Genomic DNA, 23,319 nt, shown 5'->3' on the forward strand with positions numbered 1-23,319 from the left:
AGTCGCGTCATTAGCGACTTTTTCATATTAACATTCTCACAAGAGCCTGTCAACATTTTTTTAAAATCTTTTTTCTTTCGACGCCGTCATCTCTTGGCGACATAAAATAATATAACATCGATAAAACGCAGCGTCAACACTTTTTGAACATTTTTTTTCAAAAAAAGATAAAAACTCTTTTCTTAAAAAATTAACATGTATTTGGACATACACTATTTAGTCATAATACTTTAGTACAAACAAGCTGAATACATTTAAAAAAGTACAATGAAAGTAACCTAACAGTAGGGAATTATTCAATTACATCTATCCGATTTAAGAGAGGTGTAATGAATGAATGATATCGTCTTGTTTTCAAAGCAACATATTATTACATTATTCTTATCTGTTTGATTTACTTCAGAAGTTTAATAAACACTCAGAACATTTGCTATACCTATTTATTACTGGATTATGTCTAAAATGGAAACTACTTATTTTTTGGGGGAGCAAACTTGCTAAGCCTTTTTGGGCCATGGCCATATTTCTTAGTTGTATTAGGCTTAATTCTTATCCCCTATTTTTTTGATTTTTTATCTCCCAATTCATTTTTTAACAAAAAGCTGAAGATAAACCCCCTACCATTTGAACATACTATCAATCAATTAATGTGTGGATGTCCTTTATGTACATTAAATTCAGAATTCATCTATTCCATTAAATAAGTTCCAATTGTTTTCCATGTTAGCACTAACATTTCCTATCTCATTTATGCTATATTTACAATGAATGGGGTGGACAAAGTGGCAAAGAAGAAAAGTAGTAAAATTAATAATATAAGAACGTTTGCACTTTCATTGTTATTTATTGGCTTCATCATTATGTATGGTGGTGTATTTTTCAGAGAGCATAAGATTGTCATGACGATTTTTATGCTTGTGGGATTTTTAGCGATTATTGGTAGTACAGTTGTTTATTTTTGGATCGGAATGCTGTCTACTAAAACAATTCAAGTCATCTGTCCGAATTGTAACAAAACGACTAAAATGCTCGGTAAAGTTGACATCTGTATGTATTGTAATGAGCCACTTACATTAGATCCTTCATTAGAAGGAAAAGAATTTAATGAAAAATATAATAGCAAACGGGATGCTAAACAATAGCATAATAAATAAAGCACATTACAAATTTTGTAATGTGCTTTATTATGATAATGTTTTTTCTTTACATTTAGGACAAATACCGTATACTTCCATTCTATGATTGGTTACTTCAAATCCCGTTTCCTTTTCAACATAAAGATTAATTCCTTCTAATCCGTCGTAATGAAAGTCATTCATTTCACCACATTTTTCACAAATAATATGATAATGATCAGTTGTTATATAATCAAAACGACTAGAAGAATCACCGAAGTTTAATTCTTTAACCATTCCTACTTCACGTAATACTCTGAGATTATTGTAAACTGTTGCCACACTCATATTTGGAAATTTTCCCTCAAGTGCTTTATAGATTTCATCAGCAGTTGGATGTGTTCCACTTCCTATTAAATATTCTATAATTGCATGCCTCTGAGGTGTAATACGTACGCCGCTATTCTTTAAATGTAAAATTGCATCTTGAATATTTTCCTTATGCAACGCCGCTCTCCCCGTTTCTATAAAATAGTTCCAAAATTAATTACTTATTATTAGTTTATTCAACTGCAAGAATATTTGTCAACTTTTTGAGAATTTCTTAAAAAAATTAGCAAATACTTGTATTCCTTAAACCAAAACAAAAAAAGGTGCGAGAATTCTCTCGCACTTCAATATGCTATCATCTGAGGAGGTATGCCCTATACTCCACTATATTCTCTAAAGTAATATAGGTATAGACGAAAAGCTCGATTATTTTAGATAAAACGATTCTTTCTCAAAAAAACTTAACATAAATCAAGTTAATTGACCCTAATAGTTTGTACAATTTTATGATCGACTAATTACATTATAAACATCTTCAACATGATTCTTGACTCTAACCTTTTGCCATACATTTTCGATACAACCTTCTTCATCAATTAAAAATGTTGTACGTTCGATTCCCATATATTCCTTACCAAAGTTATTCTTTAACTTCCATACATCATATAACTTTGCAACTTCAGTTGTTTCGTCTGAAAGTAATAAAAATGGAAGCTGATGTTTTTCTATAAATTTTTCATGTCTTTTTATAGGATCAGGACTAATTCCTAAAATGACAGTTCCACTATTCATAAACCTTTCATATGAATCTCTAAAGTCACAAGCTTCCGTAGTACAACCTGGTGTCATATCCTTTGGATAAAAATAAAGAACTACTTTCTTACCTCTAAAGTCTGATAAAGTTACATCTTCTCCATTACTTGCTGGTAAAGTAAATTCTGGTGCTTTAATTCCAATTTCAACAGTCATATTAATCTCCTTAATCATAAATATTAACGTTCTTCTTTAAATACTTGTAAAACAAAAGCCGCTGGCATCGTATAACCGATGAGCGCTTCAATCATAGCAACCCATCTTCCGATCCCCACTGGTACAATATCCCCATAGCCCACAGACAAAAGGGTGATTGCGCTAAAATATAAGCATAACCCCATTATATGGTAATTAGTCCCTTGAATAGGAATAGAATGCTCAATTAAAATTGGATGTGGCCCTCGCTCTAGTATAAAATACACTGCGCTAAAGCCGATAAGTACTGTTCCATATATTAAAAATAAAAGAATGTAATTATTAATTGAAATAAGACTTTTATTGACTTTTGTAGTTGAAGTATTCCATAAATACACTAGACTATACAAAATTGCAAAAATAGAAATAAAAAAGAAAAAAGCAGTTCCCATTCCAATCACCTCATTTCAATTTATGAAACAAGCTATTGAAATAGAATACTGCTTAGTTACCCGCACCTTTATATTTTTTTACACCTTGATTCCAGATTAACACAGATAGAACAAAAACAACTAATCCCATTACAGGCGTTAAAAATGAATAGACATACCATTCACTTCTACGTAGAAAATACGCAGCCGGATAAACACCAACAAATGCAAATGGTAAAATCCATGTTAATACAAAGCGAATGATTGGATGATAAATATTAATCGGATAACGACCATAGTTTCCTATATTATACATTAACGGCATAATAGACGTTCTTGCATCTGACCAAAAACCGATACTTGCTAATGCAATAAAAATGCCGGCATAAACAAACATTCCACCAAAAGCCATAAGTAGAAATAAAAATGGATCATACCAAGTGATTGATAGACCTAATTTAAAGCCTGCATACATCATAATAATTAATCCAGTAATAGCACCAAGTAAAGATTCTAACTCCATTTTCTCTAATATAACTTGAAAAAGACTATGAATTGGCCGCGTTAAAATACGATCAAATTCTCCCTTTACAATATAACGATCATTAAAATCCCATATATTAAAAAATGAACCAAAGAGAGCAAACGGAACTAAAAAGAAACCATAAATGAATACAATTTCGTCTCGGTTCCATCCTTCAATAAGTGAAGTATGATTGAAAACTAATAATATAAAAATTAAATTCACAGCCTGAGCCATTAAGTCTGATAAAAATGATAAAAAGAAATTTGCTCTATATTGTAATTTTGTTTTTAAATATTGCCCTGAATATTGAAGAAATATATTTAAATAAAACATTCTTTAACCTCCTTGTATAACAAGATGCTTTTTAGCTTTATACCATATAAGAGTAATAGGGATACATAAAATAATAATCCAAATCACTTGAAATAAAAGGCCTCTTAAAATCAATTCGCCTTTTATGCCATGAGCAAAAATCATACTAGGAATATAACTTATTCCTTGAAATGGTAGGTACTTCATTACATCTTGTGCCCAAACCGGAAAGAACGTAATCGGAATCGTTAAACCTGAAAACAAATCAATTATGACACGTTTAGCTTGAATAAATCCCATATTATTTTGAAGGAAGAATGCCATTAAACCTGTTAATAAATTCAATTGTGTATTAATTGCAAAACTGAAAATCGAAGCAATTAAAAATAAACCTAAAGTTTTTAAATTAAATGAAACATTTAAACGAAAAATTAAAGCTACTATAATAAAGCCTGGGATTGAAAAGAAAAAGAATCTGAAAATCCCCTCACCTAGCCCTTGCATCACTTTAGTAAGTAAATAGTTATAAGGTCTAATAAGTTCTATTGCTACTTTACCTTCTACAATTTCTTCAGCAATTTCACGGTCAAGATTATTAAAATAAAACGCCCTTGCCATCCAAGCAATTGCTACATAAGTAGTCATCTGGTTTACTGAAACACCTTGAATTGATCCTTGGTGACCATAGATCGCTTTCCATAAAAAGAAATAAGCACCTATATTAATCGTATAAATAATAATACCGGTGTAATAATTAGTACGATACGCTAACATCATTAAAAAACGGATTCGAATGATTTCAATATACTTACTCATTACTAATACCTTCTTGGTAGATGTTTCGTATAATTTCTTCCGTAGAAATCTCTAACATCTTCATATCTTTAACGGGATTTGATTGAACTACTTTTGCAATAATCAACGAGATAAGTGTTTCATCATTCGGTAATGTAACACTCCAAATATTTTCGCCTTCTTCTTCTTTCCATTTTACATCGGTTCGTCCGATTAGTTCATTTAAAGTAGTATGATTTACAGGCTTAATAAACTGGAATTGAATTTCTTTTTCTTCTCCCCATTGCCCTTTTAACTGATCAAGTTTTCCATCATATATTATTTTCCCTTCATCTAGCATAACTACACGATCACATAATGCCTCAATATCAGAAATATCATGGGTTGTTAAAAGAATTGTAGTGCCATATTTTTGGTTTAACTCTTTTAAAAACTCGCGAATTTTTAATTTTACTAATACATCTAATCCAATTGTTGGCTCATCTAAAAATAATAAAGGTGGATTATGAATTAACGCAGCTGCTAATTCACATCTCATTCTTTGACCTAAAGATAACTTTCTAACAGGTTGATCTAATAAAGGCTCAATATCCAAAGTCTTTATGATGTAACCCATATGTTCTTCATATTGCTTATCTGGTATTTGATAAACTTTTTTTAGTAATCGAAATGATTCTTGTACAGCAATATCCCACCATAATTGAGACCTTTGCCCAAATACGACACCTATTGATTTAACAAAACGCTCACGATCTTTTTGAGGATGGTAACCATTTACTGTTACTTCTCCAGAAGTAGGTGTAAGTATTCCCGTCAACATTTTAATTGTCGTCGACTTCCCTGCACCATTCTCCCCGATATATGCCATCATTTCACCTTTTTTTACAGAAAAGCTTATATTATTAACGGCTGTTTTTGTTTTATAGTTTCTTGTAAACAAATCTCTAAATGCACCTTTTACACCAGAGCGACTCAAGAAAGTTTTAAATTCTTTGTGTAAGCTTTGAACTTCGATTATGTTTTCCATAAGACTGCCTCCATTTTTTATTCCGTCGCTTAGTGTATTTGAAATATGAACTAAGTACAATTAAAAAGTACTAAAAAACAGTTTCCAATTTTTTCGGACTATTTTTTGTAAAAAATATAGATTCTACAAAATGTTCAAATTTCTTTTCAATTTGTAAAGGCTTACATTTACCACGCGCTAAAATTTCGTGCTAGAATGTAATTTAACCACATAATAATGTAAAGATGCCGGTTAAATTCTTTCATTTTTTAATCAATATGGGAGGTACTCCATGAATAATCAAAAGTCAATTGAAATACATAATGAAGCTTTAGAACACATCGTTGGAGGAGTAAACAGTCCTTCAAGATCGTTTAAAGCAGTTGGTGGCGGAGCTCCTGTCACAATGAAGCGTGCAAAAGGCGCATATTTTTGGGATGTTGATGGCAATCAATATATAGATTATTTAGCAGCATACGGTCCTATTATTACTGGCCATGCTCACCCACATATTACAGCTGCAATTACAAAAGCGGCAGAAAATGGTGTCCTTTACGGTACTCCTCATGAACTTGAAGTACAATTTGCCAAAATGCTGAAAGAAGCAATCCCTAGTATGGATAAAGTCAGATTTACAAATTCAGGTACTGAGTCCGTAATGACAACTATTCGTGTAGCAAGAGCATACACTGGTCGAACTAAAATCGTTAAATTCGCTGGGTGCTATCACGGTCATTCAGATTTAGTACTTGTTGCTGCAGGTTCTGGACCATCTACTCTTGGTACTCCTGATTCCGCTGGTGTACCGCAAAGTATAGCGAATGAAGTGATTACAGTTCCATTTAATGACACCACAGCATATGCAGAAACAATGGAAAAATGGGGTCATGAAGTAGCTGGTGTACTTGTTGAGCCAATCGTCGGTAACTTCGGAATTGTTGAACCAAAGGAAGGATTCCTAGAAGCTGTAAATGAAATTACACACAATCATGGTGCATTAGTCATTTATGATGAAGTAATTACGGCCTTCAGATTTATGTATGGGGGAGCACAAAATTTATTAGGAATTGAACCAGACTTAACAGCTCTTGGAAAGATTATAGGCGGTGGATTACCGATAGGAGCCTATGGTGGTAAAAAAGAAATTATGGAAACAGTAGCCCCACTTGGTCCTGCATATCAAGCTGGTACGATGGCAGGTAATCCAGCATCAATTGCAGCTGGAATTGCGTGTCTTGAAGTATTAAAGCAAGAAGGTGTCTATGAAGAATTAGATCGTCTAGGTACTATTCTTGAAAAAGGTATTCAGGAAAAAGCAGATGAACACAACATCCATATAAAAATCAACCGCTTAAAAGGTGCCTTAACAGTTTACTTCAATGTTGACGAAGTAACGAATTATGAAGAAGCAAAAGAATCAGATGGTGAAGTTTTTGGTAGATTTTTTAAACTTCTTTTAGAAGAAGGTATTAATCTAGCACCATCAAAATATGAAGCTTGGTTCTTAACTACAGCTCATACTGAACAAGATGTTCTTACAACAATTAACGCTGTTGGGAACGCGTTCAAAAAATTATCTACGATTAAACTATGATATATGTGAGGTCACTACAACTTGAAGTGGCCTCTATTCATAAATAGTTAATTCTGAATAATCAATTTTTTTACCATAAATTAGGAGGTAGTTAAATGAAATTTCAAACAAAAACAGAATGGTCACCAAGTTTATTTAGAGATTATTACAATAACGAACATGATGCATGTGGAATCGTTGCCTTTATCAATCGTTCTATAACTCAAACAAGAGATACGATCGATATCGCTGCCGAAAGTTTACGAAAGATGAATCATCGAGCGGGATTTACGAACGGTGAAGGTGATGGTGTAGGAATTCAAACTGACATCCCTACTCTACTCTGGCAAGAAAAACTTACATCAGTAGGAATTAGTCCAGAAGTCGTTTCGCATCCGTCATTTACAGTTGGACATTTCTTCTTAGATGAAAAATCAGAAATACAAACTTTGCTCCAAATTTTTGAAGAAAATGGTTATGAAACTTTATATCATAGCTTTAATCAAACCTTTACTTCAGCACTTGGTCCGATCGCTCAAGCAGTAGAACCTGAGTTCTTACAAGTAGCATTACTCCCAATTAAAAATCACCAAAACACAACTCTATTTGATTTATCAAATATAATTAACAAAAAAACAAACATAACTGTTGTCTCTCTCAGTCAAACAACTTGCGTTTATAAAGTAATGGGAACAATCGACACTTTATTGTCATACTATTCAGATTTACAGCATCCTAATTTTCAATCATCTGTTGTGGTAGGTCATAATCGCTACTCAACAAACACAACTTCATCGTTTTCAAGAGTTCAACCATTTAGCATCCTAGCACATAATGGAGAAATTAATACAATCGAACAGTTAAGAATTGAAGCAAAACAAATTGGCGCTAATATAAAGCATGGAAATAGTGATTCACAAGATGTAAATATAACACTTGAGACGCTTATTCATAAATATAACTACTCTTTGAAAGAAGCAATGGAACTGTTATTCCCACCTGTACCTGCAGAATATGAATCTGATCCAGGAGTAAACTCCATTTACAATACGATTCGAAGTACATTCGGCCCATATTGTCAAGGTCCCGCTGGTGTACTTACAAGAGAAGGAAATGAATTTGTTGCTAGTGTCGATGCTTTAGGTTTGCGTCCAGTTTGGTTACTTGAAACAAATGATTATTATGTATTTTCATCCGAGCAAGGTATCCTTTCACCAGAATTATTTATATCTGAGCCACATGCTCTTTCGCCGGGGGAAAAAGTCGGTATTAATTTATTAAAAGACCGTGCTCAACTATTAACACACCGTGAATTAACGCATTTCGTTACAACAAAATTAAACGAAAAATTAACAATGAATCTAGCAAATAAAGAAGCAAATTTAACTGAATATGTTGAACACTCACCTCCTTCAATTCATCCGTTTGAATATGGAGCTTTTGGATGGCAAAAGGAACAAATCCAATTAGTTGAACAAATGGCTGAAAAAGGTGCAGAACCTATTCGTTCATTAGGACATGACGCACCATTAGCATGTTTAGATGAAGCTAGAAAAAATCTTTCTGACTTTATGAAAGAAACAGTTGCGGTAGTAACGAACCCTGCAATCGATCGTGATCGTGAAACAGAGCATTTCTCTATTTCTGTCATATTAGGAAAAAGGCCATCCATTACAAAGAATGATTCTGGAACGGTTCTACAACTCCCTTCTCCGATTTTAGGTGATGGTTTTGTAGGAAATACGTTAAAAGCAAGTCGTCAACAAATTTCGTATGAAGAAATTCTAAATCTATATCAATTAGAAAATAAACTTTATACAATTCAAAGCACATTTTCTAACTTACCTTTAGAAGAAACATTGTCCCAATATAAATACGAAGCAGTAGAAGCTGTAAAAAATGGTGCAGAATGTATTGTAATTACCGATGATGAAGCTCATAAAAATAATCAATACTGGATTGATCCGGCTCTTATTACAGCAATAATTCATAATGGACTAGTGAATGCTAGGTTAAGAAGAAACTGTTCGATTGTTTTAAAGACAGCTGCTGTCCGTAATCTTCATGATTTAATGGTAATGAAAGGATTAGGAGCAGATGCAATTAATCCTCACTTCCTTTTTGGAACTATTTCAGAATTAGAGGCTCCTGAAAAAATAGTAAAACTTTATGATGTTTTAAATAAAGGAATCGAAAAAGTAATTTCAACAATAGGTATGCATGAGCTACGAGGATATGCAAAAATGTTCAGTAGCATTGGATTACAAGAAGATATCGCTTCGTCTTTAGGCGTTATAAATTTCTTCGGTGATCAAACCGTTTCTGGATTCAAATTATTAGAGGCTGATTCAAGAAAACGTTCTGAAGATTACAACGCAAATAACGTAGCTATGCCAAAATCTTTCCACGTATTCCCTCGAATTTGGAAAGCTATTGGTGAAACAGCTCAAACAGGTAGTTATGAAACATACCGTCAAAAATTAAATCAAATTGAAGAAGAGAGACCAACTACAGTACGTCATGCACTTTCTTTAGTTGAGAGTAATAAACCAGTTGATCCAAGTCAGGTTTCATTAGAAATAGGTACTCACTCACTACCATTTATTATTAGCTCTATGTCATTTGGCTCTCAAAATGAGGTCGCTTTTAGAGCATATGCTGAAGGTGCAAATCGACTGAACATGATTAGCTTAAATGGTGAAGGTGGAGAAATCCAAGATATGATTGGAAAATATCCAAACACTCGCGGACAGCAAATTGCTTCAGGTCGATTCGGAGTTAACGCTAATTTACTTCACTCTTCTAACTTAATTGAAATTAAAATTGGTCAAGGTGCAAAACCTGGTGAAGGTGGTCATTTACCTGCGTCAAAGGTTACACAAAAAATTGCAGAAACAAGAAATGCAACACTTGGTTCTGATTTAATTTCACCTTCAAATAATCATGATATCTATTCAATTGAAGATTTAGCTCAAATGATTAGTGAAATTAAAGCTGTTAATCCAAAAGCAAAAGTTGCTGTAAAAGTCCCTGTTGTTCCTAATATCGGCACTATCGCTGTTGGTATTGCAAAAGCGGGTGCAAACTTTATCAATATTAGCGGTTTTGATGGAGGAACTGGTGCTGCCCGTGTTCATGCAATTCAAAATGTAGGTTTACCTGTTGAAATTGGTGTTCGTGCAGCCCACAATGCACTACTAGAATCTGGTTTACGTAATTCTGTCGAGATTTGGGCAGACGGTGGAATGAAAAGCGTAAATGATGTAGTAAAAATGATGATTTTAGGTGCAAATCGAATAGGATTTGGAACTTTATCAATGATTGCAATCGGTTGTACAACATGTCGTGGGTGTCATTTAGATACATGCCACGTTGGTATTGCAACACAAATCGAGTCAGAAATTGAAGCAATGCGTCACGGTTTACGAAAATTCACTCCTAGACAATTAGAAACAGCAGTAACAAATTTAGTACAATTCTTCACTGCATTTAAAGATGAATTGCAAGTGATTGTTGGTTCATTAGGAGTAAAAAATGCTCAAGAGCTTGTTGGTAAAACTGAATTCCTAAAACAAACAAGATTTTTAGATACGTTAAGTTTAACTAACTTATTATCTACTAACGAAATTGAGGATAAAGAATATGTACTTTCGGATGGAGAATCTGCTAAAGTACTTCAAAGTAATGACGTTGGAGTTTATGCAAAGGTTGACAATGAATATCGTCATGCCGGTAGCTTATTAATTCATGACCTAGTAGTAAAAAAACAATCGCAAGGTGTAGCTTCCCCTGTCGAGATTAGCTTCGAAGATCAATCTATTCCAGGAAACGGATTAGGAACCTATACTGTAGAAGATTATTCTGTGTTCGTTCAAGGCGGAGCTCAAGATGGTGTAGCCAAAACTGCTTTTGGTGGAACGATTTTTATTAGTAAAGCTGTAGGTGCTAACGGACAATACTATGGTGGTTCGGTCGGAAAATGCTTTGCATATGGAGCTCAAAAAGGACAATTCTTTATCCAAGGTAACGCTGACTCTCGAGCAGGCATCCGTTTATCAGGAGCCGATGTTGTAATTGGTGGTCGTAATCATTCGGGTCAACCTATTTCACAGAAAACTCGCCTTGGTGCTAAAGCAAATATAAACGGCTTTGCTTTTGAATATATGACTGGTGGTCGTGCAGTTGTTCTTGGAGATCCAGGTCCATGGATGTGTGCTGGTATGACTGGCGGAGTAATTTACGTTCGAAACGCATCTGAATTAGGCCTTACTAAGGAAGCTTACCAAAATCGAATCGCAAAAGGTGCAAGTGTGAGCATTGTACCCGTCGATGAAACTGGTAAAAATGATCTAAATGAATTGTTAGAAAAATATATATCACTTTTAACTCAGCATAATCAGCATGCCGAAGCTGAATTTGTTCAAAGTTTATTAGAAGACATTGAACAAAACTTCTTACAAATTAAACCTAAAAAAGAACAAGCAGATCCATCTGTATCAACTGAATGATTTTATAAAAAAGAAGCGAAAAATTTCGCTTCTTTTTTCATAGCTCTACTACCTTTTTAATAGTAAAGCCCTTTCATTTTTAAGTTCAAAATCTTTTAATTTAATTAATAATTTAATCTTTTTCCTCATTCATATATTTAACATAAATTCTTAAAAAATTGTATTGATAATGCGTGTAGTTCATTGTATAGTTACAGGATGTTACATGAGAAAAAAATAAAAGTTACTTTTAATTGAAGCAATTTTGAAAAACACTCGATGTAATAAATAGTAGTTTAGTAGTAATATAGTTAAACGTTCATATTTCATTACAAGCATTAAGCTAGACAAACAAAAAGGAGTAATACAATGAGATTAGGAGCGCGTGTTCTAAAAACTGGTATAGCTATTACGCTCGCCATTTATAGCGCGATGTTTTTTGATTTATCAACAGCTTCGATTGCTGGTATCTCTGCTATTTCGGCATTAAAATCATCAGTAAACCAATCATATAAATCGTTAATTGAACAACTTCAAGCTAACTTGATTGGTGCGATACTGTCAATTATTGCAGTGATAACTCTAGGAAATAATCCAGTAATTATAGGATTTACATGTATTCTCGTGATTATCATTACATTAAAACTAAAACTCGAAAATACAATTGCTACAACATTAGTTACTGTAGTTGTTATTATGGAGGTAAGTACAAGTACCGAACACTTTGCCATTTTTACATTCGATCGTATTTTGGCAGTAACAATTGGTGTTTTAGCAGCATCATTTGTAAATATTTTCTTAATGCCTCCAAATTATGAAAAAAAATTATCTCGTGGCATGATTTCGATTACTGAACAAACAAATAAATTAATGATGATGGCTCTACACAAAACTGTTAGCCATAATGGATTAAAAGATGAAATTTATCAATTAAAAGAAATCATGAGAAATGTTACGAAAATATATCGCTTATATAAAGAAGACCGAATCATTCTTGTTGGTCGTAAGAAAAAAGAGCATGAAAAATCGCGTAAAATCGTATTGTTTAGACAAATGCTTGTCACAGCCGATAATGCATTTGATACGTTAAAAGCTTTAAACCGATTAGAATATGAGATCAATGCATCACCAAAAGAGTTCCAAGATTTGATTAAAAATGAACTAACATGCTTAATGCAATATCATGAGCATGCACTGATGAAATTAATCGGGAAAGTAAACTGTGATCAAACGTCACCACTTCATAGAGAAGAAAATATATTAAAAGATAAATTAACAAAGGCATTCTTGGACCACCATGATCTTAATGACGAAGAAAAACAAAAAACATGGTTACATTTATTCCAGGTAGTATCTGCCATTTTAGAATATAGCGAAAATGTTGAGCATTTAAATACGCTAGTTGATAGCCATCAAACTTATCACAAAGAATACCAAGTTCAAGTTGAACAGGTTGAAACAATGTAAAAAGCCTCCAATTTTGGAGGCTTTTTGTTTTGAGTATAAACCAAAGTAAAGGATGATCTCGACGGGGTTGTGTATTTGATTTTGATTTTTTTCAACCCTTGGCATGATAATTCACAATTTGCATCTCCTCACACTTATTTGTAGCACAGATTTAATTCATCACTACTCTTCTTCTTACAAACCGAATTTCACATCGTCATAAAAAAAGCACAAAGGATATCTTTGTGCCAATCGACTATACCGAACTCGAGCTAGTTTCTAAATTTTGAATTTCAAATAAGTGATAGTAAGCTTCTTTTTTAGCCATTAATTCCTCATGCGAACCAATTTCGACAATATGACCTTGATCAATATAAACGATTTTATCTACATGTGTAATCGTAGATAATCTATGTGCAATAAATATTGTTGTACGGTTCTTTGCTAGTTCATGAATCGCGTCTTGGATATACCTTTCATTTTCTAAATCAAGAGCTGAAGTAGCTTCATCAAATATTAAAATAGAAGGATTTCTTAAAAAAACACGGGCTATTGCTACACGTTGTTTTTGACCACCAGAAAGCTTTACTCCTCTTTCCCCAACAAGCGTGTCATATCCATCTGGTAAACTCATAATAAAATCATGTGCATTGGCTGCTTTAGCTGCTGCAATAATTTCTTCTTCACTAGCACTCGGATTCCCATAACGAATATTCGATTTTACAGTATCACTAAATAGAAAATTATCTTGTAAAACGATACCGATTTTTTCACGCATACTTTTTAAATCAAAATCTCTTATGTCGACACCATCAATTTTAATTGACCCTTTCGTTACGTCATAAAAACGTGGTATTAAACTAACTAACGAAGATTTTCCACCACCGCTCGATCCAACCAATGCGATTTTTTGACCAGGTTCAATTTGAAAAGTTACATCTTGAATGACCTCATCATCAACGGCATTATATTGAAAAGAAACGTTATTAAAGTGTATTTGACCATCTAACTTCTTTGCATAAATTGGATTATCTCGATTAACGATGTCATACTTTTCATCCATTAGTTCAAAGACACGATCCATTGATGCAAACGATTGTGTTAATGCTGTTGAAGAATTCGCTAATCTTCTAAGTGGATCATATAAACGATCAATATATCCAACGAATGCTACCATCTCACCAAGTGTTAAGTGACCATGAATGACTTGATATGCAGAAAAACCGATAATTAATAATGGTCCAATATCAGTTAATGTATTAATAATTGTAAATGTACTCGCATTCCAACCTGTATGTTTAAGTGCACGATCTAAAAACTCACCATTTTTTTCTTTAAATAGTCCGCTTTCATAATCTTCCAATGCAAAACTACGTGTTACTTGCATACCCTGAATTCTTTCTGTTAAGAACCCTTGTAAAACAGCTAATGCTTGAGATCTTTGACGAGTCAAAAATCGAAGTCTACCGAAAAAGTACTTTACTGCTAATGTATAAAATGGCAAAACGATTAATGATACAAGCGTTAACTTTACATCCATTGTTAACATGATTGTAACTGTGATTAAAATTGTTATTAAATCTAACCAAACATTCATTAACCCAGTAATGACAAAGTCTTTAGTAGATTCAACATCATTTATTACTCGTGAAATGACTTCACCAGTCTTTGCATTAGCATAATATCTTAAGCTGAGTTTTTGTAAGTGTTTAAATAAATGATCCCTAATGTCAAATAAAATTCGACTACCGATATATTGAGCATAATACTGTCTGAAATACTCAATAGGTGGTCTTACAATAACAAAAATTCCAAACGCAATTAGCATGATGTAAATTAGATGTGAGCTTTTCGTTGCAATTGGTAATGATGAATTAATGATATTATCAACTACATATTTTAATAAAAACGGTAAAATTAATGGGATTCCAAATTTAACGATACCGACCGCAATCGTTAAAAAAATATGAAATCGATATGGTTTAACAAATTTTAAATAACGTTTTATACTACCCATATTTTCATCCTTTCATATCATTCAAAAAGAAACTGTTGAGCTATCCTTTTTGAGATGATTCATTCTCAAAAGACTAAGTCCGCTCAACAGTTTCAATTAATCACGATACATTAAGAATCGTTCATACCAATTATCAATAAAATCGGTAGCAAACGGCCCTTTTCGTTGATGAATTAATTCCTTTAAATAACCTAAGTTCTTTTTTAAAATTGGGTCAATAATAGGAGGATAATTCATAATTTGTCGATGATTCTCATATTCATCTTCATCTAACAGCACGTAAGTCATGTCTGGAAAAACTTTAATATCTAGATCATAGTCAATATACTTAATGGCACCATCTTCATAGACGAATGGTGAGCTAATATTACAGTAATAATAAACTCCATCTTCTCTAATCATTCCAATGACATTAAACCAATAATCCATATCAAAGTAACAAATTGCTGGCTCTCGTGTAACCCATGTTCTACCGTCCGATTCAGTTACAAGCGTGCGATCATTTGCGCCAATTACTAACTGCTGCGTCCCTTTTAAAATGGTTGTCTCTTCCCATATACGATGAATATGTCCATTATGTTTATAACTATGTATCTGTATCTTTTCTCCTGGTTTGGGAACGTTCATTGTTTCTCCCTTCTTTCTAGTGTGGACGCATTTCAACACTTTATTTATACTTTACACTTCTATTATAACTAGTTCTTATCCATTTTTAAACAAAAGGGAGGTTAATTTGGTAAAATGCCCCATTGTTTTTTATTTTAATGCAATTTTCCTCTCATCTGAGAAAGATTTAATAATTTGCTGTGTTTGTATTAAAAAGGTGTCTTGGATAGCTTTTAATTCAGATCTCATTATATGTATTTCATCTTGGATAGAAGACAATTTTGACAAATCCTCTAATTCATATAGTTGGTTTTCAATTTCTTGACATCGTTCAATTTCTTCTTGAATCTTTATTAACTGATCCATTGTTTCAAGCTGACGACTTACCAATTCATCGAATACTTGCATACCATTCACCATCCTTATTTCATTATTACACTATTTCTTGAAAACTAACATAATCCCTTTGACTACATTTGACGATATTTGACTATTGAGAAGAAATTAATAATTCTATGTGGATTTAAAATGTTGGATATAATTTTCACGTAGGTAAAAGAGCACCCTTAATATAAGGGTGCTCTTTTTGAACGTTCTTTATAACAACTAGACTGTATGATCTCTCATCAGACAGGAAGATGAATATAGAAAGTAAATTACCTTACTCACTAACTCTCATCAACAGCGCACTTCTAGTAGTTTCTTTTAGATAATTATTGTTGGTTTTGTTGACCAAAGTTGCTAGAAGAAGATCTTTGTGCAGATTTTGCATTAGCTTCTCTTACAGCTTGAACATCAGTTTCACTTGCAAACTCTTGTCCAAAACTTTGGTTTTGTTGTCCAAAGTTTTTAGAAGCAGCTTTTTGAGTAGATTGTGCATTTGCTTCTCTAACTGCTTGAACATCAGTTTCACTTGAAAACTCTTGTCCAAAACCTTGGTTTTGTTGTCTTACTTTGCCAATGTTAGTTCCAGATGCTGTTTTTCCAGCATTGAATTGATTGTTGTTGTTCATGATTTATCACCTCCACGAATAATATGATGTCCATAAGTCGGAGTAATATGTAAAAAACTTTACTTTATTTTTTTGTTTAATGAACTGTTGGAGTGGAAAACTATGAGAAGAAATGAAAAGGAGGGCTTATTATGTACGTTGGCAGAGATCTTTCAGAATTATCAATGACTCCAAAAACGCAATGGAAAGATAGTGAATTGGAATATTATCATCATTCATTTCAGCAAATAACTGGTTATTTAAATATTGAAGGTAGCACAATGCAAAAAGAAATAATAAAAGAAATTGAATCACGTGGTGGTCTTCATCGAAATGAAGCAGACTGGACTAGTGGTACTCGCCCTACTATAGACTAAAGTGACTCATAAAGCACAAAAACCCCAACTCTTAGTCGGGGTTTTTTAAATTACTGAAGCTTTTCGATTTGCTGATAAATTTTTTGATGAACTACCGGGAACGGGAGCTCTTTACACTCATCTAATGTTACCCATTTCTGATTACTTGATAAACTACCTTCATTTATAGCTTTTCCAACATATACTTCCATTTTCCATACAAGATGTGAAAAAATATGCTCAATATTAAATTGATAAGATAACCCTTCAACTACTAATTGTGATTCTTGATTTAAGAAAAAACTAAGCGTATCACTTTTAGATAACATCGTTGATTGTAGCTCTGCAGTTGGAAACTCCCACATATTAGCAAGTAATCCACTAGAAGGTCTTTGTTGAATTAAATATTTATTATTACTATTCCTAATCACACCAACTGCTAAATTAATTGGTTTTGGTGCCTTCTTTTTACTTTTTATAGGTAACTCTGTCACAACTCCAGTTTCAAAAGCTAAACATTGTTCTCTCACAGGACATAGCAAACATGCAGGATTTGTTGGTGTACAAATTAATGCACCTAACTCCATTAAACCTTGATTAAACGCAGAAGGGTCTTCATGACTAATTAAAGCTCTTACTGCTTGTTCAAAAATTTTTCGGTTTTTAGGTATGCCAATATCCTCCCAAATTGTTAATATCCTAGATAATACCCTCATTACATTCCCATCAACCGCTGGCTCTGGTTTACCGTATGCAATACTAAGGATCGCTCCAGCAGTATATGGTCCTACGCCTTTTAATTTGCTTATTAATTCCGGCGTATCTGGTACCTTCCCTGAATACTCTTCATGGACTTCACGTACAGCCGATTGCAAATTTCTAGCTCTAGAATAATAACCAAGTCCTTCCCATGCTTTTAGTACTTTTTCTTCCTCAGCATTCGCTAAGTCAGCAATAGTAGGGAAATTTTGCATAAACTTATTATAAAAAGGGATTACTGTATCTACACGTGTTTGCTGAAGCATTATTTCTGAAACCCATACTCGATATGGGTCTTTATTCTTTCTCCAAGGTAAATCTCTTTGTTCTGCTAAAAACCAATTAACTAAATTATTTTTAAAGTCATTTTTGGGGAAAACTTCTAATGTATTATTTAAATCATTATTCATAACTTATACCTTTCTCTAACAACGATATGTTTTTGATAATCGTAAATACTATAAAAAAATAAAAGGGTAAAGTAAAGGGAGGAACTTAATGGATACTGGTACTCATCTTGTAATGGGATTTACACTTGGCGGATTAGCAACCCTGAGTCCAATTGTCCTACATGACCCACATTTGACAAACTCACTCTTATTAACTACCATCATCGGATCACAATTACCAGACAGTGATACGATATTAAAATTAAGAAATAACGCAAAATACTTAAAACATCATCGTGGAATTACGCATTCAATTCCAGCAGTCATTTTATGGACATTATCACTTTCTGCACTTATGACATTTTTTAACAATAGAGATCATTTTGGACTCTATTTATTTTGGTCTTTACTAGCAGTAAGTGTACACGTATTTGTTGACTTATTTAATGCCTACGGAACACAAGCACTAAGGCCTTTTTCAAAACGATGGATTGCTTTTGGCATTATAAATACTTTCGATCCAATCATTTTTGCAATTCATTTAGTTGGAGTTCCATTTGTCATTTTTCATTTTAGGGCCGGTCCAATCTGTGTCATGCTCTATGTGATTATGATTTTTTACTATGCATTTAGATATCGACAAAAACAAATCGTGATTCAAACAGTCACAAAAAAATTACCAGATGTGAAGCGTGTCTATGTTTCACCTTCTATAAAATACACTCATTATCATATTGTAGCAAGTACAGATTCTCATCATTACGTTGGCAAAATAAAGAAAAGAATCTTTAAAATTCACGACGTATTTAAAAGAATCCCCTTACCAGTAATTGAAGACGTAAAAGTAGCCTTTAAGGATGAAAACGTTAAATCATTCCTTGCATTTTCACCAGTTTATATTTGGGAATTGATTGGACATGACGACCATAAAGAATTAAGACTAATTGATTTAAGATACAGGACCGAAACATACTATCCGTTTGTTGCGGTAGTCAAATTCGACTACGAACATAATATTATCAGTTCATTCACCGGCTGGATCTTTAGTGAGAAAAAATTACAGAAAAAATTAAAAGTGGAATCTTGAAAAACCAAAAAATAACCCTTAGCAATTTATTGCTAAGGGTTATTTAATTAATGAAGAAGATTATCCTTTTCTTTCGTTTCTATAATTTCTAAACCTGGTGGCTTTGCAATTTTTATATCTGTTTCATGCAAATATTTTCCATATTGGAAAATAAATTGTTGTACAACCTTTTTAGACATTTGTTCTCCATGATATTCTCCAGCTTTAGCATAAGTTGCTTCAAAATCTTCCCATAGCCATTCAACCCAAATTTTTGCTTGTGAGTATGTTAAATGACTATTTTCTTTTAATAAGAGCTCAGTTAATTGCTCTAAATATTTCTCCATTTAATTACACCTTCCAATTTTTAAACATTTATTATAATCATATCTGAATTCAAAATGGTCATCATATTGATGATGGTTTATTTCATCAATTCGTTTTAATCACTAGGAGGGATTTTTAAGATGACAACAAAAAGTGAACGTTTTTCAAAACAAAAGCATGATATGGCTATTGATGGTAATATAGATTACAAATCACAAAATGCTTCTATCCGTCCAAACGGGAGCATTAATACAAATCCACGAGATCGTATGGCAAAAAGTAATCGTGATGAATAGAAATGTTACCAGGGTTTTTACATCCCTGGTTTCTTTAATAAAGCGATTGGAATTCCTATTTCTTCTTCACTAGTGCTTTTATGACCCCAAGCAAAAATACCATTCATATATGTGATCATAAATAATACACCTGGTTCTTCAATTAATTCATATTGCTCGCCAGGAATAAATTGACTTACGTCTAATAAATATGATTGAGCCATTGTTTTTTTACGAAGTATAACTTCAAGTTCATTGATCATATCCATTTGTTCAGCTTTTCTAGCTTGATGATTCAAATTGCTGATTTCTTGCACTAATTCATCTTTCGTTAAGTCACTATATCGTTTTGGAATTTCCATTTTAAGTCTCCTCTAAATCTTTTAGATATTTTTATTATATCAAGCTAATAACAGACAACCAATTAATTTAGTTTTAGGTCCGTTGTCAAACGCTTACTTACTTCGTTGCTTCGCCTTTTTCGCGTACGTAATACCTCGAAGGACAAGCGCTTGCAGTCAGTACTAATTTAGTTCTTCTTCTTCTAAAATTAAAATTGCTTTTTCAATTAAATCAATTGGGAAACCTTTTCGAAATAATACTGTTTTCATTTTTTGAGAATATTCCCAACCACTTAATTTTTCATATTTCTTTTTTGCTTTTCTAGCATGTATTAATAGAGCTTGTAATTCATCATCTTCTTCACTTTCATATTGTGTTTCTTCTATTGCAATCGAAGTAATGTTAGCAGAATATCCTTTTCTTCTCAGCAGTTCTTCAAGCTTTGCCTTTTTTTGATTCGTTGAGTACTTCGAAAGTGCAGAAACTTTTTTTTGACAGAGTGAAGTAGCATGTTGAATTTGTTGATCTTTTGAAAATAAAATTAAGCTTTTCTCTATTACTGAATTTTGAATACCTTTTGCTAATAGTTCATTCTTAATGATTGTTGGTCCTTTCAATGTCGTATTAATAGACGTTCGGACATAACTTTCAGCGTATTTTTCTTCATTAATATACCCTTCTTCTACAAGTCGGATAATTGTAGTTTGAATTGTATCAATTAAGAATTCTTGCTTTGTTAAATATTGTTCTATTTCTTTTTTTGTTCTCATCATTCTAGATAAATAAACAATACTAGAAAGATATGCCTTTCTAAGCTGGTCAGCATTTAATATCTCTTCTAGTTCAAATGGCTCAAATGATTGACCTTTTTTTATGTTAAATTTAACAAGAGTATCAGCGTCTACACTAAATGAATACTCTTCACCATTACCATTATCTGTGTAAATATTAAATCGTTCTTTATTTAATTTTTGAACTTGAATTTTCGTAATTATAGACATAATTTACCTCAAAAGAAATTTTGTTTTTATGTACACATAAAAATAATAATAACATATTATGTATTAAGGAGATGCGTGGATGAAGATTCTTCTTACAGGTGGTACAGGGTTTATTGGATCTCAATTAATAAATGAATTTATTCGACATGAATTTCAATGTTATATTGTCACAAGAAATATAAGAACATCATCTAATCCATTTATTACTTATATTAATTGGGATCAATTAACCTCGAATTCTTTCGGGGAGTCCATCGATGTAGTCATTAACTTAGCCGGTGAATCAATAAACAGCGGTAGGTGGACTAAACAATTAAAAGACAAAATTCTACAAAGTCGTATAAAATCAACAAATAATCTAATTACATGGTTTGAAAGACAAGCCCATCGTCCAAACCTTTTTATTAATGCAAGCGCAATAGGGTTTTATGGAACCTCGGAATCAATAACTTTTAATGAAGATGACAAGCCTATTTCAAATGATTTTTTAGCATCAACCGTAAGAGAATGGGAAGCTGTTGCCAGTAAAGCTGAACAACTGGGAATTCGGACTATTTTTGCTAGATTTGGTCTTGTGTTAGGGTTAACTGGTGGAGCACTTCCAAAAATGATTTTGCCTTATAAATTGTTTATTGGTGGTCCAATCGGAAAAGGTACTCAGTGGATATCTTGGATTCATGAGAAGGATGTTGTTGGACTCATACTTCATTCGATAAAAAATACCGATATTAGAGGGCCAATTAATTTAGTGTCACCTAATCCAGTAACAATGAACGAGTTTAGCAGATCCCTTTCAGAAGCTTTACATCGACCAAATAAATTGAAAGTTCCAAACTTTGCCCTTCAATTATTACTAGGTGAAATGAGTATGCTAGTTTTAGAAGGTCAAAAAGTTATGCCTGCTAAAGCCATTCAAACTAATTATAACTTTCAATTCCCATCTTTAAAAGAAGCTTTACTGTTAACTTTAAATTAGTACTTGAAAGGATTTATCATGAATCTATTATTTAAAAATGCAACCATTTTCCCGGTTACATCTCAAGTTTTATATAACCATGATTTGTTAATTGAAAATGGGAAAATTAAAGAAATTGCACCTGAGATTTTTTCGAGTGAAGATCAAACGATTGTTATAGAATGTGCAGGAAAACCACTTTTTCCAGGTTTTATAGATGTACACACTCACTTAGGGCTATATGACGAAGGAACTGGTTGGGCTGGAAATGATGCGAATGAAACAATTGAAGTATTGACTCCACATATTCGATCTATGGATGGAATATTGCCACTTGATGTTGCTTTTACTGATGCCATCCAACATGGAATTACAACAGCTCACATTATGCCCGGTAGTGGAAATGTAATCGGTGGAACAACTTGTACAATTAAAACATATGGTAAAAGTGTCGATAAAATGATTATTCAAGAACCGTCTGGATTGAAAATTGCTTTTGGTGAAAATCCAAAAAGAACTCACAGTAACGGGAATAAAGAATCAATTACTAGAATGGGTATTATGGGAATGCTTCGTGAAGCATTCTATGAAGCTAAAAACTCGCATAACCCAGATGACTTTCGCATCTTACCAATTATAAAAGCTTTAAATAGAGAAATTCCAGTACGAATTCATGCTCATCGTGCAGATGATATTTTATCAGCTATACGTTTTGGCGAAGAATTTAACTTAGATATACGAATTGAACATTGTACAGAAGGTCATTTAATTATTGACCATCTAAAGGATCGAAACCTTCAAGTATCTGTTGGTCCTACATTAACTAGACGTTCAAAAATCGAATTAAAAAATAAATCCTGGACTACATACAAAGCTCTTGCTGATATTGGGGTAAGTGTTTCAATTACAACTGACCATCCTTATACGCCAATTCAGTATTTAAATGTATGTGCAGCTATAGCAGTTCGAGAAGGTTTACCTGAGCTCGAAGCTCTAAAAGCAATTACGATTAATCCAGCAAAAAATCTTAATTTATCTCATAGAATTGGTAGCTTAGAAGTTGGTAAAGATGGTGATGTAGTATTATGGTCCCATCACCCGTTTCATTATATGGCTAAACCATTACTAACTGTCATAGATGGTAGAATTGTGTATAAAAATATCGAATAATTTTAGTTTGCAATTTGTACAAAATCGTTTATTATAGTATAGTAAGAACGTTTGCGGTAAATTAAATAGAAAGTGTGAAAACACTTTTCTTATAT

At 32.8% G+C, this 23,319-nt stretch carries 22 protein-coding genes and 2 pseudogenes; 9 read left to right on the plus strand and 15 right to left on the minus strand.

What is annotated here, in order from left to right; translation table 11 throughout:
* The first annotated feature begins 782 nt into the window (after positions 1 to 782).
* The gene (locus RAH41_RS17895; protein WP_091023209.1) at positions 783 to 1,142 is read left to right on the plus strand and encodes a YgzB family protein; all 360 of its coding nucleotides are present in this window, start codon (positions 783 to 785) and stop codon (positions 1,140 to 1,142) included.
* 42 nt (positions 1,143 to 1,184) lie between these two features.
* Here the strand turns inward: RAH41_RS17895 and RAH41_RS17900 are convergent, their stop codons facing one another.
* From RAH41_RS17900 to RAH41_RS17925, 7 genes and pseudogenes are all read right to left on the minus strand, one after another.
* Positions 1,185 to 1,622 (minus strand): Fur family transcriptional regulator, encoded by a 438-nt coding sequence (locus RAH41_RS17900; RefSeq protein WP_025672070.1) that lies wholly within the window; start codon positions 1,620 to 1,622, stop codon positions 1,185 to 1,187.
* 327 nt (positions 1,623 to 1,949) lie between these two features.
* Entirely contained in the window at positions 1,950 to 2,414 is a 465-nt protein-coding gene (gene bcp, locus RAH41_RS17905) for a thioredoxin-dependent thiol peroxidase (protein WP_091023207.1), read from the minus strand.
* Positions 2,415 to 2,437: 23 nt separating this feature from the next.
* Positions 2,438 to 2,845 (minus strand): potassium channel family protein, encoded by a 408-nt coding sequence (locus RAH41_RS17910; protein WP_331224413.1) that lies wholly within the window; start codon positions 2,843 to 2,845, stop codon positions 2,438 to 2,440.
* A 52-nt stretch (positions 2,846 to 2,897) separates the two neighbouring features.
* Positions 2,898 to 3,683: an ABC transporter permease gene (locus RAH41_RS17915; protein ID WP_331224415.1), complete on the minus strand. Its 786-nt coding sequence runs from the start codon at positions 3,681 to 3,683 to the stop codon at positions 2,898 to 2,900.
* A gap of 3 nt (positions 3,684 to 3,686) precedes the next feature.
* Positions 3,687 to 4,478, minus strand: a complete 792-nt coding sequence (locus tag RAH41_RS17920; RefSeq protein ID WP_331224417.1) for an ABC transporter permease — start codon at positions 4,476 to 4,478, stop codon at positions 3,687 to 3,689.
* A pseudogene (locus RAH41_RS22685) lies at positions 4,471 to 4,608 on the minus strand (daunorubicin ABC transporter ATP-binding protein); the annotation flags it as partial. The gene RAH41_RS17920 and the pseudogene RAH41_RS22685, both read right to left, overlap by 8 nt.
* Positions 4,609 to 4,694: 86 nt before the next feature.
* Positions 4,695 to 5,484: pseudogene (locus tag RAH41_RS17925) on the minus strand (ABC transporter ATP-binding protein); the annotation flags it as partial.
* Positions 5,485 to 5,755: 271 nt separating this feature from the next.
* On the opposite strand from RAH41_RS17925, the gene RAH41_RS17930 reads away from it, so the two are divergent.
* The 3 genes from RAH41_RS17930 (at position 5,756) to RAH41_RS17940 (ending at position 12,990) form a co-directional block, all read left to right on the plus strand.
* A complete protein-coding gene (locus RAH41_RS17930) occupies positions 5,756 to 7,057 on the plus strand; it encodes a glutamate-1-semialdehyde 2,1-aminomutase (protein WP_331224420.1) in 1,302 nt (433 codons plus the stop codon).
* Between the two features lie 95 nt (positions 7,058 to 7,152).
* A complete protein-coding gene (locus RAH41_RS17935; protein ID WP_331224422.1) occupies positions 7,153 to 11,544 on the plus strand; it encodes a glutamate synthase-related protein in 4,392 nt (1,463 codons plus the stop codon).
* A 348-nt stretch (positions 11,545 to 11,892) separates the two neighbouring features.
* Positions 11,893 to 12,990 (plus strand): FUSC family protein, encoded by a 1,098-nt coding sequence (locus RAH41_RS17940; protein WP_331224424.1) that lies wholly within the window; start codon positions 11,893 to 11,895, stop codon positions 12,988 to 12,990.
* A 235-nt stretch (positions 12,991 to 13,225) separates the two neighbouring features.
* On the opposite strand, the gene RAH41_RS17945 is transcribed toward RAH41_RS17940, so the two are convergent.
* The 4 genes from RAH41_RS17945 to RAH41_RS17960 all read right to left on the minus strand — a co-directional run bounded on the left by RAH41_RS17945 (position 13,226) and on the right by RAH41_RS17960 (position 16,605).
* Positions 13,226 to 14,986, minus strand: a complete 1,761-nt coding sequence (locus tag RAH41_RS17945; protein ID WP_331224425.1) for an ABC transporter ATP-binding protein — start codon at positions 14,984 to 14,986, stop codon at positions 13,226 to 13,228.
* Positions 14,987 to 15,082: 96 nt separating this feature from the next.
* The gene (locus tag RAH41_RS17950; RefSeq protein ID WP_025671837.1) at positions 15,083 to 15,613 is read right to left on the minus strand and encodes a DUF402 domain-containing protein; all 531 of its coding nucleotides are present in this window, start codon (positions 15,611 to 15,613) and stop codon (positions 15,083 to 15,085) included.
* A gap of 129 nt (positions 15,614 to 15,742) precedes the next feature.
* The gene (locus RAH41_RS17955; RefSeq protein WP_331224427.1) at positions 15,743 to 16,000 is read right to left on the minus strand and encodes a YgaB family protein; all 258 of its coding nucleotides are present in this window, start codon (positions 15,998 to 16,000) and stop codon (positions 15,743 to 15,745) included.
* 305 nt (positions 16,001 to 16,305) lie between these two features.
* The gene (locus RAH41_RS17960) at positions 16,306 to 16,605 is read right to left on the minus strand and encodes a gamma-type small acid-soluble spore protein (protein WP_331224429.1); all 300 of its coding nucleotides are present in this window, start codon (positions 16,603 to 16,605) and stop codon (positions 16,306 to 16,308) included.
* A gap of 131 nt (positions 16,606 to 16,736) precedes the next feature.
* On the opposite strand from RAH41_RS17960, the gene RAH41_RS17965 reads away from it, so the two are divergent.
* The gene (locus RAH41_RS17965; protein WP_056468341.1) at positions 16,737 to 16,961 is read left to right on the plus strand and encodes a hypothetical protein; all 225 of its coding nucleotides are present in this window, start codon (positions 16,737 to 16,739) and stop codon (positions 16,959 to 16,961) included.
* Between the two features lie 50 nt (positions 16,962 to 17,011).
* On the opposite strand, the gene mutY is transcribed toward RAH41_RS17965, so the two are convergent.
* Positions 17,012 to 18,109, minus strand: a complete 1,098-nt coding sequence (gene mutY, locus RAH41_RS17970; RefSeq protein WP_331224432.1) for an A/G-specific adenine glycosylase — start codon at positions 18,107 to 18,109, stop codon at positions 17,012 to 17,014.
* Between the two features lie 88 nt (positions 18,110 to 18,197).
* Here mutY and RAH41_RS17975 point away from each other — a divergent pair, with 88 nt between their 5' ends.
* On the plus strand, positions 18,198 to 19,175 hold the full coding sequence (locus RAH41_RS17975) for a metal-dependent hydrolase (RefSeq protein WP_331224434.1): 978 nt from the start codon (positions 18,198 to 18,200) through the stop codon (positions 19,173 to 19,175).
* A 47-nt stretch (positions 19,176 to 19,222) separates the two neighbouring features.
* On the opposite strand, the gene RAH41_RS17980 is transcribed toward RAH41_RS17975, so the two are convergent.
* Positions 19,223 to 19,501, minus strand: coding sequence for a YfhJ family protein (locus tag RAH41_RS17980; protein ID WP_088014818.1), 279 nt, complete (start codon positions 19,499 to 19,501; stop codon positions 19,223 to 19,225).
* Positions 19,502 to 19,621: 120 nt separating this feature from the next.
* On the opposite strand from RAH41_RS17980, the gene sspK reads away from it, so the two are divergent.
* Positions 19,622 to 19,777: a small acid-soluble spore protein K gene (gene sspK, locus RAH41_RS17985; protein WP_084007022.1), complete on the plus strand. Its 156-nt coding sequence runs from the start codon at positions 19,622 to 19,624 to the stop codon at positions 19,775 to 19,777.
* A gap of 17 nt (positions 19,778 to 19,794) precedes the next feature.
* On the opposite strand, the gene RAH41_RS17990 is transcribed toward sspK, so the two are convergent.
* Both RAH41_RS17990 and recX read right to left on the minus strand, forming a co-directional pair.
* Positions 19,795 to 20,118 carry a YfhH family protein gene (locus RAH41_RS17990; protein ID WP_056468329.1) on the minus strand — a complete coding sequence of 108 codons (324 nt, stop codon included), beginning with the start codon at positions 20,116 to 20,118 and terminating at the stop codon, positions 19,795 to 19,797.
* A gap of 162 nt (positions 20,119 to 20,280) precedes the next feature.
* Complete coding sequence (recX, locus tag RAH41_RS17995) at positions 20,281 to 21,099, minus strand: recombination regulator RecX (protein ID WP_331224435.1); 819 nt, start codon at positions 21,097 to 21,099, stop codon at positions 20,281 to 20,283.
* A 79-nt stretch (positions 21,100 to 21,178) separates the two neighbouring features.
* Here recX and RAH41_RS18000 point away from each other — a divergent pair, with 79 nt between their 5' ends.
* Together RAH41_RS18000 and RAH41_RS18005 are read left to right on the plus strand one after the other, a co-directional pair.
* Positions 21,179 to 22,075, plus strand: coding sequence for a TIGR01777 family oxidoreductase (locus tag RAH41_RS18000; RefSeq protein ID WP_331224437.1), 897 nt, complete (start codon positions 21,179 to 21,181; stop codon positions 22,073 to 22,075).
* A gap of 18 nt (positions 22,076 to 22,093) precedes the next feature.
* Positions 22,094 to 23,224, plus strand: a complete 1,131-nt coding sequence (locus tag RAH41_RS18005) for an amidohydrolase (protein ID WP_331224438.1) — start codon at positions 22,094 to 22,096, stop codon at positions 23,222 to 23,224.
* Positions 23,225 to 23,319: the final 95 nt, after the last annotated feature.

This window comes from Gottfriedia acidiceleris, assembly GCF_036421055.1.
GTDB classification, from domain to species: domain Bacteria; phylum Bacillota; class Bacilli; order Bacillales; family Bacillaceae_G; genus Gottfriedia; species Gottfriedia acidiceleris_C.